This window comes from Brevibacterium sp. AGC70, from assembly GCF_057334195.1.
The window spans coordinates 123193-139543 of the sequence record NZ_JBHFIH010000002.1 but is presented as its reverse complement, the minus strand read 5'-3'; the positions used below and the strand labels follow the sequence as shown (position 1 = coordinate 139543).

Annotated in this window: 12 protein-coding genes and 1 pseudogene; 4 read left to right on the top strand and 9 right to left on the bottom strand. The window is 59.4% G+C overall.

Annotated elements, in window-relative coordinates; all coding sequences use genetic code 11:
* Both ACE03M_RS02990 and ACE03M_RS02985 read left to right on the top strand, forming a co-directional pair.
* A pseudogene (locus ACE03M_RS02990) lies at window positions 1-371 on the top strand (sodium:solute symporter family protein); the annotation flags it as partial.
* Entirely contained in the window at window positions 368-1510 is a 1143-nt protein-coding gene (locus ACE03M_RS02985) for a class II histone deacetylase (RefSeq protein WP_485932714.1), read from the top strand. The pseudogene ACE03M_RS02990 and the gene ACE03M_RS02985, both read left to right, overlap by 4 nt.
* 452 nt (window positions 1511-1962) lie before the next feature.
* On the opposite strand, the gene ACE03M_RS02980 is transcribed toward ACE03M_RS02985, so the two are convergent.
* The 6 genes from ACE03M_RS02980 to ACE03M_RS02955 form a co-directional block, all read right to left on the bottom strand.
* Window positions 1963-2613, bottom strand: a complete 651-nt coding sequence (locus ACE03M_RS02980; RefSeq protein ID WP_092107746.1) for a 4-carboxy-4-hydroxy-2-oxoadipate aldolase/oxaloacetate decarboxylase — start codon at window positions 2611-2613, stop codon at window positions 1963-1965.
* Between the two features lie 74 nt (window positions 2614-2687).
* A complete protein-coding gene (locus ACE03M_RS02975) occupies window positions 2688-3764 on the bottom strand; it encodes a pyridoxal phosphate-dependent aminotransferase (protein WP_485932719.1) in 1077 nt (358 codons plus the stop codon).
* 151 nt (window positions 3765-3915) lie between these two features.
* The gene (locus tag ACE03M_RS02970) at window positions 3916-5223 is read right to left on the bottom strand and encodes an MFS transporter (RefSeq protein WP_143923744.1); all 1308 of its coding nucleotides are present in this window, start codon (window positions 5221-5223) and stop codon (window positions 3916-3918) included.
* Between the two features lie 26 nt (window positions 5224-5249).
* Window positions 5250-6245 (bottom strand): 5-oxoprolinase subunit C family protein, encoded by a 996-nt coding sequence (locus ACE03M_RS02965; protein WP_485932713.1) that lies wholly within the window; start codon window positions 6243-6245, stop codon window positions 5250-5252.
* Window positions 6242-6979: a 5-oxoprolinase subunit B family protein gene (locus ACE03M_RS02960; RefSeq protein WP_092107738.1), complete on the bottom strand. Its 738-nt coding sequence runs from the start codon at window positions 6977-6979 to the stop codon at window positions 6242-6244. Before ACE03M_RS02960 ends, ACE03M_RS02965 begins: the two co-directional genes overlap by 4 nt.
* A complete protein-coding gene (locus tag ACE03M_RS02955; RefSeq protein WP_485932712.1) occupies window positions 6976-7761 on the bottom strand; it encodes a LamB/YcsF family protein in 786 nt (261 codons plus the stop codon). Before ACE03M_RS02955 ends, ACE03M_RS02960 begins: the two co-directional genes overlap by 4 nt.
* A 346-nt stretch (window positions 7762-8107) precedes the next feature.
* Between ACE03M_RS02955 and ACE03M_RS02950 the strand changes: the two genes are divergently transcribed.
* Entirely contained in the window at window positions 8108-8704 is a 597-nt protein-coding gene (locus ACE03M_RS02950) for a TetR/AcrR family transcriptional regulator (RefSeq protein WP_092107734.1), read from the top strand.
* Between the two features lie 1037 nt (window positions 8705-9741).
* On the opposite strand, the gene acnA is transcribed toward ACE03M_RS02950, so the two are convergent.
* On the bottom strand, window positions 9742-12429 hold the full coding sequence (acnA, locus tag ACE03M_RS02945) for an aconitate hydratase AcnA (protein WP_485932711.1): 2688 nt from the start codon (window positions 12427-12429) through the stop codon (window positions 9742-9744).
* A gap of 275 nt (window positions 12430-12704) precedes the next feature.
* On the opposite strand from acnA, the gene ACE03M_RS02940 reads away from it, so the two are divergent.
* Window positions 12705-12896 (top strand): hypothetical protein, encoded by a 192-nt coding sequence (locus tag ACE03M_RS02940; RefSeq protein ID WP_143923748.1) that lies wholly within the window; start codon window positions 12705-12707, stop codon window positions 12894-12896.
* Window positions 12897-13001: 105 nt separating this feature from the next.
* Here the strand turns inward: ACE03M_RS02940 and ACE03M_RS02935 are convergent, their stop codons facing one another.
* Both ACE03M_RS02935 and ACE03M_RS02930 read right to left on the bottom strand, forming a co-directional pair.
* Window positions 13002-14315, bottom strand: a complete 1314-nt coding sequence (locus ACE03M_RS02935) for a class I SAM-dependent RNA methyltransferase (protein ID WP_485932710.1) — start codon at window positions 14313-14315, stop codon at window positions 13002-13004.
* A 6-nt stretch (window positions 14316-14321) separates the two neighbouring features.
* On the bottom strand, window positions 14322-16232 hold the full coding sequence (locus ACE03M_RS02930) for an APC family permease (RefSeq protein ID WP_485932709.1): 1911 nt from the start codon (window positions 16230-16232) through the stop codon (window positions 14322-14324).
* Between the last annotated feature and the right edge of the window lie 119 nt (window positions 16233-16351).

Sequence of the window (16351 nt, the reverse complement as noted above, 5' to 3'; positions counted from 1 at the left end):
CTCTCGGAGCGCTGGCAACGGCTACGACTACGTCAGGTCTCGTGCTGTGGGCACAAGTCTCATATCAAGGAATCTGCCAACTCGCACCGACGCTGTTCCTCGGCATCTTTTGGCGACGAACGACTGCGCTCAGCGCCATTCTAGGAATGATTCTCGGTTTCGGTACCGCCGCGATCGTGCAGATTTTCTACCCGATTTCAGTGCCATGGCTGGGCGGAATGACCTCAGGCATAGCGGGGCTGATCATCAACACTGCCGTTATGGTGGCCGTCAGCCTGCTCCTGCCCAATAGCGCAAAAGAACAGACCCGAGTCGACAACCTCTTTGCCGAACTCAACCAGAAGCAGAAGGACGAGAAACAAGCATCATGACCAACGCAGAACGCACAAATTCACGCAACACCGGTTACATCTGGCACGAACGATTCGGATGGCACGACACTTCTACCCACGTCGGCTTCCTCCCTACAGGCGGTTTGCTCCAACCTCTCGAGCACTTTGAAAGCTCGGCGTCCAAGACACGAATGGCGAGTCTCATCGAAGTCAGCGGCCTGCGAAAAAGCCTGACCGACCTGGAATTCGCCCCTGCCACAAAAGAACAAATCCTTTCGGTGCACACGAACGATTACGTCGACCGGATCATCAAACAGAGCAGTTCCAGAGGCGGTGACGCCGGCGATGGCACTTCGCCCTTTGGCCCCGGCAGCTACGAAATCGCGCAGATGGCCGCTGGCGCAACGACATCGGCGCTGCTCAACGTGCTCGACGACACCGTCGACAACTCCTACGCACTGGTGCGTCCACCAGGCCACCACGCGGAACCTCAACAGGGTCGCGGGTTCTGCATATTCTCGAACGTCAGCATTGCGATCAACGAAGCAAGACGTCAGGAAAAGGCGCACCGAATTGCCATCGTCGACATCGATGTCCACCACGGAAACGGAGCACAGAAGATCTACTGGAACGATCCCGAGGTGCTGACGATCTCCGTCCACCAAGACCGTTTGTTCCCGCTTGACTCCGGCATGTTCGACGAAACCGGTGGAGAAGACAGCAATCGGACCAACATCAATCTTCCGCTTCCGGCAGGGTGCGGCAATGGAGCGTACGTCGCCACCGTTTCCGAGAACGTCGTTCCTGCTCTCGAAGCGTTTCGCCCCGAAGTGATCATCGTCAGTTGCGGCTTCGACGCATCGATGGCAGATCCATTGGGTCGTATGTGCGTCACAGCCGCGGGCTATGCGCAGATGACAAAGGTCCTGATGTCCGCGGCAGACTCACTGTGCGATGGAAGGCTTGTTTTCTCGCATGAGGGCGGGTACTCCCCTGCCTATGTTCCATTTTGCGGGCTTTCGGTGGTCGAAACTCTTGCTGGCATCGACGAGCTCACTCCCGACCCGTTCGTTTGGGCATTCGACGAGTACCCCGTACACGAGGTCACGCGTGATCAGCGCGAGGCCATTGATCGCGGATATGAAGTCGTCCGAAAGGCAGTCGGCACAATGCAGTGATTGTCATCTCAGCAGTCAAAAGCACCGTTTGTTCCTGTCGAAAACGGGCCACTCTCGGTCGTCCGAATAATGAGCGATGAAGTCATTCCTGCGAGAAGATGCCGGCTAGGTCGCAGGACTACGAAGCCCCCGTAGGCTAGACCTGTGTCGGAAAATCTACGCAGGGCCCGACAGAATGTTTCCGGCCCCCTGACGCCAAGACGAACATCCCTATGTGAATCTCCAGGAGCATGAGCAACATCGGCACTCAGTCCAGAATGAACAGCCGCGCGATCGGCACTACGCCGGACCCAGCACAGACGGAGACCGGGGGCGAGTACACGTTTGAGCGCGTCGATTGGTCAGTCTGTGATTGAGATCCATGTTTGGATAGTTGAGGCGGGACCGGGGTTCCGTCTCGAATATCCGGGCACTAGTCGGGTGGCGACATCATTTCCGGAGAATTTTTGTACTCATGTTTCAGAGCCAAGTCTCGCAATAGACTCTGGCCAAGAAAGGCCAAGGAGATCAAGCGTAGAAGCACCCTGGCGCAATTGCTCCCGTTGTCCTATCTCCTTCGCTTCTCTGGCTTCAGCGGACTTCAGCGCCGCCTGCCCTTCCACCCCCGGTACTCTGACCAGCCCATCAGCATCTCCAACGATGATGTCTTTTGGCACGACCTCGATGCCGCCGATCGTGACCGGGACGTTGATCGCTCCTATCTGCCGTTTCGTGGTGCGACGAATGCACACTCCGCGGGTAAAGACAGGGAACCCGGACTCGACAATGTCGCGGCTATCACGAACCGCCCCATCGATGACGAGGCCAGCAACCCCTCTTTCCTGTGCAGCCAATGTCAATACGTCTCCCCAAGGGCCAGCGTCCGTGTAGCCTCCGATGTCAACAACGAGGACATCACCGGGACCTGCGTGCATGAGTCCCACGTGGATAAACCAGTTATCGGCCGGATCGAGCTTGACGGTGACAGCTCGACCGGCGAGCACTGAGGTTGGATCAAGTGGTTTGATCGCCGGATCGATGGCCCCTTTCTGCCCGTGTGCTTCATAAACTGTCGCCGCGCCCAGTTCTCCCAATCGGGCGAAAACCTTCTCTTCGAGTGCCATTGCTATGTCCTCCCGTTGTGTACTACTGGTTTTCGTGATTGCCGAAGCGTCTATTCTTAATTCCGGTGCAACGGTCAGGCGGACAAGCCCTCAAGCACCTGGCCGAAGCGACGCAGTCCTTCTTCTATACTTGCCTCGTCAGCGGCAAAAGAGATGCGCACATGCCCTTCGCCTGAGGCTCCGTACTCGGAACCGGCGCGCACCAGTACTCCGCCTTTCGCGAACTCCTCGACCAACTGTTCCGAGGTCAGTGAGCTGTGAATCTTCGGAAATGCATAGAATGCCCCCCGGGGCGCATTGACTGACACTTTCGGCATGGACGACAGTGCATCGATGACCAGGTCCCTACGCCGTTGGTAGTCGTCGCGCATCTTGCTGAGCACATGTTGAGGAGTCTCCAGCGCTGTGATCGCGGCGTCTTGAACAAAGGTGTTAAGTGCACCGTTGATCGTTCGGTGCACGAGGTCGATCCGCTTCGCAATGTTCACGGGAGCTACGGAATAACCGAGTCGCCATCCGGTCATGGCGTACGTCTTCGAGAATGTGCCGATTATGATCGTCCGACCACGCAGCGAGGTCAGTGACAATGCAGAGACGAATTCCTCATCATCGAAGACCAGGCCGCTGTATGCTTCGTCGGCAACTAACACAGTTTCAGGGTTGTCGGTGAGAAGGGTTTCGAGGTGTGCCATGTCCTCGCCATCCATGACCGCCCCTGTCGGGTTCGATGGATTGCACAGGATGAGCATGCGTGCACCTCTGAGAGCTTCGCCGATGCTCGCGAGATCGTTCGATCCATCCTCGAGGGCAGGGACGTTCACTATCTCAGCACCTACCATCGCCAGTTGGTCAGCGTAGAGCGAATAGGTTGGTTCGGGAACGACGACTTTGTCCCCTGACTCGACCAATGCCAAGGTGACCGCGGCCAAAGCCGCACTGGCACCGTGAGTGAGTATCACTTCGTCGGCAGATGTGTTCCGACCTGTTGTCGCAGATATTCGTTCGGCTAGGGCGACTTTCAGATCGGGAAGTCCGCTGAGCGGGGCATAGTGAGTTCGCCCAGATTCCAAGGAAGCCACTGCGCTCGCGACGATTTCTGGAGCCGTGTCCGCGTTGGGCTCCCCCATCGCAAGAGAAACTACTCCGGGCATTAGTTGACCGAGATTGCTCGGGCGACGTGAGACCTGCGTGATTCTCTCCGTGAGAGCAGAGGACCCAGGAGGAGTGACCGGAATCGTAAATGCTGGCTGTTCCATGTTGCTCCTTACACCTTTACTGGAATCGAATTCGAGGAACGCACTTCTATGCGAGAGGCTTGCGGGCGGTTTCGGCGATGAAGAACGCGGTGAGACCAGTGCCAAGTGCTGTGAGCACCACGTAGTAGGCCGGGATCGAGGTCACACCGGTAGCGGCGATCAAGCTGGTCATGACCAGCGGTCCCGCTCCACCGAAGAGCGCCGTGGAGATGTTGTATCCCAGGGAATATGCTGTGCCTCGCACTCGGGTGGGGAACAGTTCAGCGAGGGTGAGATTTATGGTGGCGGAGTGTCCGCAGAAGGCAGCGGCCATGACCAACGCACCGATAACGGCCAGCCAGAAGCTGCCCTGCGCCAGCAGCCAGTAACTGGGGATGGCAAGCACGGCAGAGGCGACGGCCGACCCGATCAGAACTTTTCGCCGGCCGATTCGGTCTGAGAGCGCTCCCATCGTGGGGATACCTGCCAGCATCACCAGCACGGCAAGAGCCGTAACTCCGAGCCCGTCGCCGGTGCTGAAGTTCAGTTCCCGACTGAGATACGACGGCATGTAGTTGAACAGAACGTAGTAACCCGAGCTGTTGAGCAGAGCCAAGGTGATGGCAAAGAACACACGGCGCAGGGTCTCTTTGTCCTTTAGACTCTCGGATAGCGGATTGGAGACGGTATCCCCCTCTTGTTTCGCCTGTCGGAAGATCACGGTGTCGTGCAAAGTTCGGCGAATCCAGAAGCCGATGAGCCCAATCGGACCAGCGAGAAGGAACGGAATTCTCCATGCCCACTCCTGTAGCGAGTCTTCAGGCAGAAAGGCTGCCATCCCTACTCCCAGACTGGTTCCGCAAAGCATAGCCAAATAGGAACCGAACTGCGGCAGTGACGTCAGGAAGCCACGACGGTGGTCGGGCGAATTCTCGGCGACGAACGAAAAGGCACTAGCGACCTCTCCACCGGCAGAGAATCCCTGGACCAAACGGCAGACAAGAAGCAGGGCTGGAGCCAATAGCCCGACGGTTGCGTACCCGGGCAAGAGCCCGATCGCCACCGTAGAGCCGGTCATCAACATGAGCGAGAGAACAAGAGCAGAACGACGGCCGACTCGATCGGCGAATGCGCCGATCACCATACCGCCCAAGGGGCGAACCAGGAAGGTCAGTGCAAAGATCCCCCACGTCATGATCAGTCCGGCAGTCGGCGATTCAGGAGGGAAGAAGACAATAGCGATGGTTCCGGCGAGGAAGCCGTAGATGCCGTAGTCGAAGAATTCGACGAAGACTCCGGCACTTCCACCCAAAACTGCACGCCGTAGTTGTTTGGGCGAGAGCTCTTCTGGTTTTGATGATGTTGTTGTGGACATGTTCTCTCCTGTGTGGAGTTGAAGGTTTAGATCATGGACGTGGTGCGTGGGCTGAAAAGTCGAGAAGCGGCGAACGCCGTCGAACATTTCTTACGGAGTATGTCGAGCTCATCCCTTCGCCTCTGTGCGACGCTTATTGATTGAGCGGGCGTAGTGGGAATGAGGGATACAGTGTCCCCGGGCCGTATCTGAGCTAGTTGTGAGTGCCAACCGCGGGCAACGACTGCTGGCACCGGATAGCCGGCGGTGAGGGGTCTCCCTCGGAGAAGTGCGATCATTCCTCCTGCCGGCGGTACCTCGATTGCGCCGACCGGCACTCCACGGGAGAGGATTTCCGAAGTGCGACTGCGTGGAGCATCCGTGCCTTCCAGTCGTATGCCAGCATGGTCGCTCTGCGCGCCCACTGTGCGCATTTGGCTCGAAATATTGTCGAAGAAGCCGGGGTACTCGTGCAGTTCCGGGCCAGGCATGATGCCTAGCGGAGTATGACGAGAGTAGAGCTCGCGTGGTGCTCTGATGGGAAAACAGGGAGTCATATGCGGAGGCGCTTGGACACAGTGGCCGTCGACTCGGAGCCTTTGGTCGTCGGCAAGCTTGCAGCCTCGGTTAATGAGCGAGTCATAGGCACACGAGCCCATGTACTCATCGCCCTCAATACGGCCGTGAATGGCGATATAGCCGCGCAGTCCCGCTTGGGCCGGCTCTATGCGTATGCAGGCATCTGGCCATGTCACGATCGGTGTACGTGAGGTGAAATTGATTCCATCAATGGTGATGTCTCCGGTCGAACCGGTAATGGAAAACAACACTGGTTCCGGTGTGCACATTTCGAATGGAAGGATCGAAGTAAGTTCGATCACCGGAGAACCTTCACCATTGCCGACAAGAATATTGGCAGCCATTGCCGAGAACTGATCTGCAGCCCCGTTGACCTGGAGGCCCTGATCGGTGAAGCCGTACCGTCCTAGATCAGTCACAACCGATACTCCCGCTTCGCGGATGTTGATCTCTACGGAAGTCATAACAGCTCTCCGATGAAGACGGGTTCAGTTCGGTGGAACTCATCGACAGAGATAGGAACGAATCGGAGTGTGTCGCCAGGGGTCAAAGCGACGAATGGTTGTCCTGAAGGATTGTTCATCCGCAATGGCGTAGTTCCGATGAGCCGCCATCCTCCAGGGGCAGGAATCGTGTAGATAGTGCCCTGGTGTCCCGACACCGCGACGGACCCAGCGGGAATTTTGACCCGAGGGTGGCTCATTCGCGGAATCGGCGTGCCGAAGGCGTCACCTTCGTGCATTGGAGCACCAGCAGGGGCACCATTGAAAGCCAGTCGCCACATGGTCGCGCAGTGCTTCTCGATTACGTCGTTTTCGCTGATTCCGAGGTGGCCAGCAACCGAAGTCAGGTCGGGGCCAAAGTCGCCTCCGTAGACGAGAGGTATCTCGACAAGACGCTCTTCGATCGCAATGTTGCCTGCGGTTGAGAGAGCCTCAGTGAGGCTTTCGCAGAGAGAGAAGACATCTAATCGCAACGGATCATATTCGATGGTCAAAGATTCAAATGTCGGCGTGATGCCTTCTACGCCGACGAGATTCGCCTTTCGAAGCGATGCTGCGAGAGCGTGGGCCATCCGCCATCGTGATTCCTTGTCATCGTCGCTGGGGTGGACGAGCAACGCTGAGTCACCGAACGGTCGCACGTGCACCGTGCGTGCTGCCGAGCCGGAGGGATCTGAAAGAACTATTTCCTTCATACGCTGTTCTTTTCCGAGAGGACTGTCGCCAGTGACGCGAACCCGACACCTGCCGCAGACAGAGCATCGCGAATTCGGTCTGCAGCTTCGACAGCTTCGGCGTTGTCGCCGTGAAGGAGGACCGTGTCGACGTCGATCTCCATCAGAGAACCGTCGTGAGCGACCACGGTTCCATCCGTGACCATACGTACTGCCCGCTCAACGACAACGTCTTCGTCGTGAATGACAGCTCCCTTTATTTTTCGTGAGACCAGTGAGCCGTCCGGGTTGTACGAGCGGTCGGCCATCGCAGTGATTGCGACTCGAAGTCCCTCCGAGCGAGCGAGCTTCGAAAGCTGACCCTCTTGAGTGACAATCGGTAGATTTGGATCGAACGCTGCGACAGCTTCCGCTACTCCGCGTGCATAACCTTCATCGGTCACAGACAGATTTCCGAGGCTCCCATGTGGGGTGACGTGGGAGAGTTCCACAGCTTGAGCTTGAGCGATTCCCTGCAACGCGCCAAGTTGATAGAGAACGTCTGTGCGGACCTCATCTGTTGACATCGCGATTGCTCTCCGTCCGAATCCGCGGAGGTCGTTGAACCCTGGATGTGCACCCACCGCCACCCCTCGTGTTCGGCAGGCTGCCACGGTCTTAGTCATGATTTGCGGATCACCAGCGTGGAACCCGCAGGCCACGTTCGCTGAGGTGAGGAGATCGAGCAGGTGTTCGTCATCGCCAAGGCTATAGGGACCAAATGCCTCTCCGACGTCGGCTACTAGGTCAATTGTTCTCGTCATTGGGCTCACCCTTCGAATAGCGCTCCCTCGCGTTCGTTGGCTCACGGCGAAGGGAGTGATGCGCGTCACGTGTCGCTTTTCCAATACGCTAGTCACACCAGCAATAAAATGCAACACCAGTCGCACTTTATCTCCATACGAGCGAAGTACCGTCCAGCTCAGCAATGACTCAAATCGTCACAGTCGCTGGATTGAATTGCCCGTCTTCTTTGTGCTGGTCGGGCGACGGACCACATCCCAAGGCAGATCAGAGTCGACAGGGCTTGCGAAAAACTAGGAGCACTTTTGTGTTTCATGCGAAAATGGCGGCGAATGGGTACCATGAAAAGAAACAGAGGGGGCGTGAATGCTGCAAGTCCAACGCAAGGACGTCGTCAGAAATAACCGCGCGATTCTGCAGGCTGCTGGGGAGATCATGAGGGTCGACCCCGAAGGCGTTACTATTCCCGCCGTCGCTGAGCGTGCTGGGCTTTCTGCACCGACCGTTTATCGCTACTATCCTTCGACAGAGGCTCTTCTCGGAAGATACCTCACCGAAGTCGTCTCCCAAGTACGCGATTTTTCGCACGACTGCAACACACCCGGCACCGCGCTCTTCAACGACGTTCTCGGCGAGTGGGGCAGGGTCGTGGAAATCTATGGTCCGGGCCTTGTGCAGCTGCGCTCTCGACGCGGGTTCTTAGAGCGTTTGCGCTCGGGGGATGAGACCATGCAAGTGGTCCGAGAAGCTTGGGAGCGACCACTTCGACGTGTGATGAAGGCACACTGCATACGCGACGAGCACTTGGAGAATGCCCTCTTCCTATTTAACATGATGTTCGACCCACGAGAGCTTCTGGATCTCAACAAGCAAGGTCTGCCAATGCCATCGGTTCTGACCTTGCTCCAAGGTGCTTATGTGTCTGCGTTGCAAGGTTGGCAGGACGATAGCTCAACGGGCTAAGTCCATCGGAACTTCGCGGGGCAGGTTTATCTCTGGTCGCACAGGTCGGATTCTGCAGCCAGGAGCATACCCAGCAACTTTCCACGAAAGTATGGGGCTATGAGCGCGGGAAACAGGCACCCAAACTAGGGCATGTCTCCCTTATTCAAGAGTTCTGAACTGACACGCTGAATGAGTGACTACAGACCAACGACGCCACGTCTTCACCGACGAACAACGGTTCGACTTTCTCCCACTGCTCGTCCATGAAGACTTGATGGCGGTCGTGCGTAGTCACCCATCCACAGTGCCAGCCCTACAGCCTCGAATAAAGGAGACTTGCCCTAGCTCGCATCGCCGACGAAGAGAACCTTGCGAAGCATGCGGACGAGATAGCGCAGCCTGCTACCGCGTACCTTCGCACGATCGGCGCGACGTCCGCCACCATGCGATCCTCCGGCAAGCTCGTGTCCGACTTCCTAGCGTTCCATCGTTGCGGCACTTAGGGTGCATGCGTCCACCTGCATGCAGGGGCTTCGACCGGCGATTATGCACTGGCGGCACTCAAGGATGCCGGCACGGAGCTTGACAAGACTGTCTTGACGACTTGACTCCGGGCCGCCGAATTGTCGGAGCCGTAGCCGCAGCTACGACTACGACGCGGAGTGCCTCCGCGCGATTCTGCCCGAGCTTCAAAACAAGTATTACCCCGGCCTCGGAATTCAACGAGCATGGCCTCACCACCCATCGGAAACGAACGCTCTTCGCGGAAGCTCAAGCCGACCCTATCGGTGCCTGCCTATGCCCTAGAAAGCCTCCGCCGAGCAGGAGCAATCAAGGCCAAAGGCGCGCCAGCGCTGACATTGGCGCAAGTCGATCGGATCGTTGCCATTCTGCGGGTAGCGACCCTGACAAAGGAACGTCATGGTCGAACCGGCCCACCCAAAAAAACACTAACGCCCGCCACGAAATAACGTGACGGGCGCATGTGCGTGAGAAGCTAAAATCAGGACCGCAGCCCAATTCTCAGCGGCCAGATAGCCTCATATTCGAGCAAATCACTTACTACCGGCAAGTTGCCGAAGCACGTACTGCAGGATGCCGCCGTTGCGGTAGTAATCGGCTTCACCCGGGGTGTCGATGCGGACCACTGCATCGAAGTCGATGGTGGTTCCATCGTCCTTCGCGGCCGAGACCTTGACGGTCTTGGGGGTCTTGCCCTCGTTGAGCTCCGTGATGCCGGAGATCGAGAAGGTCTCCGTGCCGTCGAGGCCCAGCGAGTCTGCTGATTCGCCGACGGGGAACTGCAGAGGAACAACGCCCATGCCGATGAGGTTCGAGCGGTGGATGCGCTCGAAGCTCTCGGTGATGACGGCTTCGACGCCGAGCAGCTTCGTGCCCTTGGCAGCCCAGTCACGAGAGGATCCCGAACCGTATTCCTTGCCACCGAGGATGACAAGAGGGGTGCCGGCATTCGCGTAGTTCACGGATGCGTCGAAGATCGAGGTCTGCGGACCGCCCTCCTGAGTGAAGTCGCGGGTGAAGCCACCCTGGACTCCGTCGAGGAGCTGGTTCTGCAGGCGGATGTTCGCGAACGTGCCGCGGATCATCACCTCGTGGTTGCCGCGACGCGAACCGAAGGAGTTGAAGTCCTTGCGCTCGACACCGTGCTCGATGAGGTACTTGCCGGCCGGGGTGTCGGCCTTGAAGGAACCTGCAGGCGAGATGTGGTCGGTGGTGACCGAGTCGCCAAGCTTCGCAAGCACGCGTGCACCCTTGATGTCGGAAACGGGTTCAGCTTCCAGATCCATTCCGTCGAAGAAGGTGGGTTTGCGCACGTAGGTCGACTGATCGTCCCACTCGAAGATCGCGCCTTCCGGTGTCTGCAGAGCCTTCCAGCGATCGTCGCCTTCGAAGATTCGGCCGTACTCCTCGTCGAACATATCTGTCGAGATCGACGAGGCGATGACCGACTCAACCTCTTCCGGTGATGGCCAGAGATCCTTGAGGTAGACGTCGACACCTTCCGAGTCCTGGCCCAAAGGCTGGTTGTCGAAGTCGAAGTCCATGGTTCCGGCCAGAGCATAGGCGATGACCAGTGGAGGCGAGGCGAGGTAGTTCATCTTCACATCGGGGCTGATGCGGCCCTCGAAGTTACGGTTGCCGGAGAGTACTGCACTGACTGCCAGGTCGTTGTCCTGGATGCTCTCCGAAATATCGGAATCGAGCGGTCCGGAGTTGCCGATGCAGGTGGTGCAGCCGTAGCCGACGACGAAGAAGTTCAGTGCCTCGAGGTCCTCAATGAGGTTGGCCTTCTTGTAGTACTCGGTGACGACCTTCGAACCGGGAGCGATGGAGGTCTTGACCCATGGCTTGGAGTTGAGTCCGCGTTTGCGAGCATTGCGGGCCAGGAGACCTGCAGCCAGCATCACCGATGGGTTCGAGGTGTTGGTGCACGAAGTGATCGAAGCGATCGCCACAGCACCGTTGGCCAGTTCGAAGCTGGACCCGTCGCCGGTGGTGACGGGAGCCGACTTGTTCTCTTCGCCGGGCTTCGCGTAGTTGTGGATGTCCTTGGCGAACTGGTTCTTGGCATCCGTGAGTTCGATGCGGTCCTGCGGGCGCTTCGGTCCTGAGATCGAAGGCACGACGGTGGAGAGATCGAGCTCGATGTACTCCGAGTACTCAACTTCCTTGCTGGGGTCGTGCCACAGGCCCTGGGTCTTGGCATAGTCCTCAACCAGCTGGATCTGTTCGGCCGAACGACCGGTGAGCTTCAGGTAGTCGACGGTGACCTCGTCGATCGGGAAGATCGCAGCGGTCGAACCGAATTCGGGGCTCATGTTGCCGATCGTCGCGCGGTTGGCCAGAGGCACCGCGGAGACACCCTCGCCGTAGAACTCGACGAACTTTCCGACTGCTCCGTGCTGACGCAGCATATCGGTGATCGTGAGCACGACGTCCGTTGCGGTCACACCGGAAGGGATTTCGCCGGTCAGCTTGAAGCCGACGACGCGAGGGATGAGCATCGAGACGGGCTGGCCGAGCATTGCTGCCTCGGCTTCGATTCCGCCGACGCCCCAGCCGAGCACTCCGAGTCCGTTGACCATGGTGGTGTGGGAGTCGGTGCCGACCAGGGTGTCCGGGTAGGCGCGGAGCACACCGTCGACCTCACGCGGCATGACGACGCGTGCGAGGTGCTCGATGTTGACCTGGTGGACGATGCCCATGCCTGGAGGAACGACCTTGAAGTCGTCGAAGGCCGTCTGGCCCCAGCGCAGGAACTGGTAGCGCTCACCGTTGCGCTTGTACTCCATGTCCATGTTGAGCTCGATCGCTTCGGCAGTACCGAAGTTGTCGATCTGAACCGAGTGGTCGATGACCAGCTCAGCCGGAGCCAGCGGGTTGACCTGTTCCGGCTTTCCACCGAGTTCGACGACCTTCTCGCGCATTGTCGCGAGGTCGACGATGCAGGGCACGCCGGTGAAGTCCTGCATGACCACACGGGCGGGGGTGAACTGAATTTCCGTAGCCGGCTCAGCACTGGGATCCCAGCTGCCGAGGGCTTCGATATGCTCCGAAGTGATATTCGCACCATCTTCAGTGCGCAGCAGATTCTCCAACAGCACCTTGAGGCTGAATGGAAGCTTCTCTGATCCTGGGACCTGATCCAGGCGATAGATCTCGTAATCCGTTTCGCCTACGGTCAGGGTGCTCTTCGATTTGAACGTATCGACGTTGCTCATCGTGATTCTCCTGTTTCATCCGACACTCATCCAAGAAACCGGGCCAGCCCGTGAGCCGCGCACCGATTTACGCGACACAAATGTTTCCAAAAGTATCTTGACGTCAAGATAAATTCTATCTCATTTGGTCGCCCTTGACCACCTTCGGAGCATGGCCTGTCGGTGAACTGAGAATCGGGTTTTCCCCAAGGCAAAGTCCGGACAACTCCCGCGCGAAGCGGTGCCGCAAGTCCCTAATCTGGAGTCACATCAGCAGCTGCGAACTAGGAGCATTCATGGACCCGTTCACTCTCGGAGCCGGATTCGGATTCGGGGCACTCCTCGTCGGCATCATCTTCGCCGTCATCTGTCGAACCCTGGCCGATGAGAAGGGCCGCTCCTCGGGATGGTGGGGCCTATGGGGTTTCCTCACCACCTTCATCGCGCTCATCGTCCTCGTCCTCCTCCCCCAGAGGGCGCGAACCTGAGATCCTCAGACGCCGAGGTGGACGCCGGTTGAGATCTCTCCCTCGCCGAGGTGGACGCCGGTTGAGATCTCTCCCTCGCCGAGGTGGGCCTCCGTCCCGATACGGTCACCGCCTGAGGACGGTGACCGATTCCAGGTGGGCCGTGAGTGGGAACAGATCGAAGCCGCGCAGGCTCTCAATTGAAAATCCCCCGTCGACCAGGACCGCCAGATCTCGAGCCAGCGTGGCTGCGTCGCAGGAGACATAGACGATCGTCTTCGCGCTCGACTCGAGCAGAGCTCGGGTGACTGCCTTCCCCGCTCCGGAACGCGGAGGATCGAGAACGATGACGTCCGAGTCAGGAATCGTCACTCGATCGGCCCGGGACGCGTCGAAGGCGGCGTTGAGGCCCTTTGCATTCACCTTCGCATTCTCGATGGCCGACTTCGCGCCCTCGACCCCGTAGAGCCTGGCACCGGTGGCATCGGCGGCGCTGATTCCCAACAGCCCCACTCCGCAGAACAGATCTGTGATCATCTGTGTCTTCTCGCTCAGCACCGCATTGACCTGAGCGCTCAACAGCTTGGGAGCCTGTTCGTGGACCTGCCAGAACCCATCAGCCGCGACTCGGTAGTCACGCCCGGCGACCTTTTCGATCAGTTGGTCCTCTCCCCTGACCACGGAGAGCTTCGTGTGGCCGCCCTTGGTGCTGATCCTCTTCCGGCCACTTCCGTTTCGCGTATCGGCGAGGACTGACCACTGCGCAGGCAGAGCCTGTGCCAGGTCGGTCAGCGCCGAGGGATCACAGTCACCGCGTACGATCGCGGCTCCGCGATCACCTGACCAGGCGAACTCGAGTCGATCGGCACCCGGCAGTCGCAGGGAAGTCAGGCCAACCTCGGCGATGGCAGATGTCGCCAACGGAGCCGAGACCAGGGGCACGACATCGTGGGATCGTGGAGCCAGCATACCCAGACGACCGTGTCCGTCGACGGCCAGCTGGACCCGGGTTCGCCAGTTCAGTCCGGTCGTCTCCCCCGGTGCGGCCGCGACATCGACGCTGCGGTCGATATGCCCGATGCGCGACAGCTGGTCGCGCAGGGCTTGAGCCTTGAGCTCACGGCTGTGGGCGAGGTCAACATGGGCGAATTCCATCCCACCGAACAGTCTCGGGTTCTGCGCGTCCTCGGCGAGGAACTGCTCGCGACGGTCTCGAACACGATGTTCGGAGACCTCGAGCACCTCGGTGACGTCGGCGCGGAGGAACTTCGCGGCCGATCCGGCCTCGGTGCGAACACGCACGGTCTCCCCGGGGATGGCTCCGGTGACGAAGACGACCTGCCCTTCGTGGCGCGCAATGCTGCTGCCGCCGGCGGCCGGGCCCTCGATGTGCAGGGTCAGATCCATGGCCGGAATCGCTTCGGCTGAAGGTGCGCTCATCGGTGTTCAAGCCTGTCTGTACAGTGGATTGTCGTTTTCAGGTCCATCGCCGTCGTACTGCCGGGAGAAGGAACGCAACCGCCAGGGCACGGAGACCACGACGACGTTGGGGACCAGCAGGAGACGAGTGCGCAGCTTCAAGGCTACTTGGTTGTGCAGGATGTGTTCCCACCATCGTCCCACGATGAACTGCGGAATATAGACGATGACGAGGTCACGCGGTGATCGGCGGCGGATCGCGAGCACATGCGCCAACAGCGGCCTGAGGAGCTCCCGGTAGGGAGAGTCGAGGACCGTCAGCGGCACGGGCAGCGCCATCTCGTTCCACTGACGCTGCAGAGCTGCGGCAGAGTCTTCATCGACTGCGACGGTGATCGCCTCGAGTTGACTCGAGCGTGTCACCCGCGCATAGGACAGGGCACGCAGCGTCGGTTTGTTGATCTCATTGACGACGACGATCGCGTGGGTATTCGACGGGATTGTGCGGGAGCCGCCGTCGACCTCTGGAGCCAGTTCCCGTGCAACGCGTGAGTAGTGACGATGGATTGCGCCCATGACCAGGAACAGTCCGGCCATGGCCGCGACTGCAAGCCAGGCACCGGCGAGGAATTTGGAGACGATGACCACGAGCAGCACACCAGAGGCGATGATGCAGCCGGCCCCGTTGACGAGTCGGTTGAGGTGCATCCTCACTCGCGCCTTCGAGTCGATGACCAGTCGCAGACGCTTGTTCCAGTGCAGGACCATGCCGGCTTGCCCGACGACGAAGCTGGCGAAGACTCCGACGAGATAGAGCTGAATCAGCGTCGTCGCCGAGGCCTGCGTTGCAATGACGAGCAGGATAGCGGCGAAGGCCAAGAGCAGGATTCCGTTCGAGAACGTCAGCCGATCGCCCTTCGTCGCCAGCTGTCTGGGCAGGAATCCGTCGCGTGCCAGTCGAGAGGCGAGGCCGGGGAATCCTTCGACCGCGGTGTTCGCGGCCACGATGAGAACGAGCGCTGCGACAAGCACAACGAGGTAGAACATCACGGGTGCATTGTCGAAGATGGCATGGGCCAGCTGCGCGAGCACCGGTTCCTGTTCGTATTCGGCACTGACCGCACTGCCGTCTGGTCGCATCAGGTAGAGGTGCGGATCGTCGACGTATTTGACCCCGGTCACCGACGCCAGATAGGTCAGACCGGTCAGCATCAGGGCCGCCAGCAGGCCGGAGAGCAGCAGGGTGTTGCCGGCGTTCTTGCCGCGCGGCTTCTTGAATGCGGGCACCGCTGTGGCCACCGTCTGCACACCGGCCAATGCCACTGAGCCCGAGGAGAAGGCGCGCAGGACGATGAGGACCGTCGCCAGCCCGAGGGTGGCTTCGTCGTTGACTCCGGTGTGGACAACGGTGTAGTCGGCCGTCTCCGCCTGCGGGAGGTCTCCGGCGCCGACCCGCAGCAGGCCCACGCACATGGTGAGGAATACAGCACCGAGGAACAGGTAGGTCGGGACGGCAAGCAGCACCGGTGTGGCGCGTGAACCACGCAGCCCGGCCAGGGTGATGAGCAGAATCCCGATGATCGCCACTGCGACACGATATGGTGCCAGAAGTGGGAAGGCCGTAGTGATGTAGGCGGCGAAGACCGTCATCGACACGGCCAAGGTCAGCACATAGTCAACCAGTAGGGCCGCGGCGACGACCAGGCCGGCACGTGGCCCGAGGTTCTTCGACGCGACCTCGTAGTCGCCGCCACCCGACGGGTAGGCCTTGACGTTGATGCGGTAGCAGGCGACGATGACCAAGATCACCGCGCCGACGGCTACACCGATCCAGGGCGCCACAGTCAGAGCGACAAGAGATGTCAGGGACAGCGCCAGTAAGATCTCGTCGGGGGCATAGGCCACGGACGAGAGCATGTCGGAAGCGAAGACAGGCATTGCGATGCGCTTCTTCAGCGCAGGCGCACGCCTGTCCTCACTGCGGAAGGGCCGTCCAACGAGTAGTCTTTTGACGGCATCAGAAAAACTGCTGGCCACGGGCACCAATGGTAGATCAA

Excerpts from the sequence above, each read along its gene's own strand:
- ACE03M_RS02985 (WP_485932714.1), top strand. The coding sequence starts at position 368 with ATGACCAACGCAGAACGCACAAATTCACGCAACACCGGTTACATCTGG.
- ACE03M_RS02980 (WP_092107746.1), bottom strand. The coding sequence starts at position 2,613 with ATGGCACTCGAAGAGAAGGTTTTCGCCCGATTGGGAGAACTGGGCGCG.
- ACE03M_RS02975 (WP_485932719.1), bottom strand. The coding sequence starts at position 3,764 with ATGCCCGGAGTAGTTTCTCTTGCGATGGGGGAGCCCAACGCGGACACG.
- ACE03M_RS02970 (WP_143923744.1), bottom strand. The coding sequence starts at position 5,223 with ATGTCCACAACAACATCATCAAAACCAGAAGAGCTCTCGCCCAAACAA.
- ACE03M_RS02965 (WP_485932713.1), bottom strand. The coding sequence starts at position 6,245 with ATGACTTCCGTAGAGATCAACATCCGCGAAGCGGGAGTATCGGTTGTG.
- ACE03M_RS02960 (WP_092107738.1), bottom strand. The coding sequence starts at position 6,979 with ATGAAGGAAATAGTTCTTTCAGATCCCTCCGGCTCGGCAGCACGCACG.
- ACE03M_RS02955 (WP_485932712.1), bottom strand. The coding sequence starts at position 7,761 with ATGACGAGAACAATTGACCTAGTAGCCGACGTCGGAGAGGCATTTGGT.
- ACE03M_RS02950 (WP_092107734.1), top strand. The coding sequence starts at position 8,108 with ATGCTGCAAGTCCAACGCAAGGACGTCGTCAGAAATAACCGCGCGATT.
- acnA (WP_485932711.1), bottom strand. The coding sequence starts at position 12,429 with ATGAGCAACGTCGATACGTTCAAATCGAAGAGCACCCTGACCGTAGGC.
- ACE03M_RS02940 (WP_143923748.1), top strand. The coding sequence starts at position 12,705 with ATGGACCCGTTCACTCTCGGAGCCGGATTCGGATTCGGGGCACTCCTC.
- ACE03M_RS02935 (WP_485932710.1), bottom strand. The coding sequence starts at position 14,315 with ATGAGCGCACCTTCAGCCGAAGCGATTCCGGCCATGGATCTGACCCTG.
- ACE03M_RS02930 (WP_485932709.1), bottom strand. The coding sequence starts at position 16,232 with ATGCCTGTCTTCGCTTCCGACATGCTCTCGTCCGTGGCCTATGCCCCC.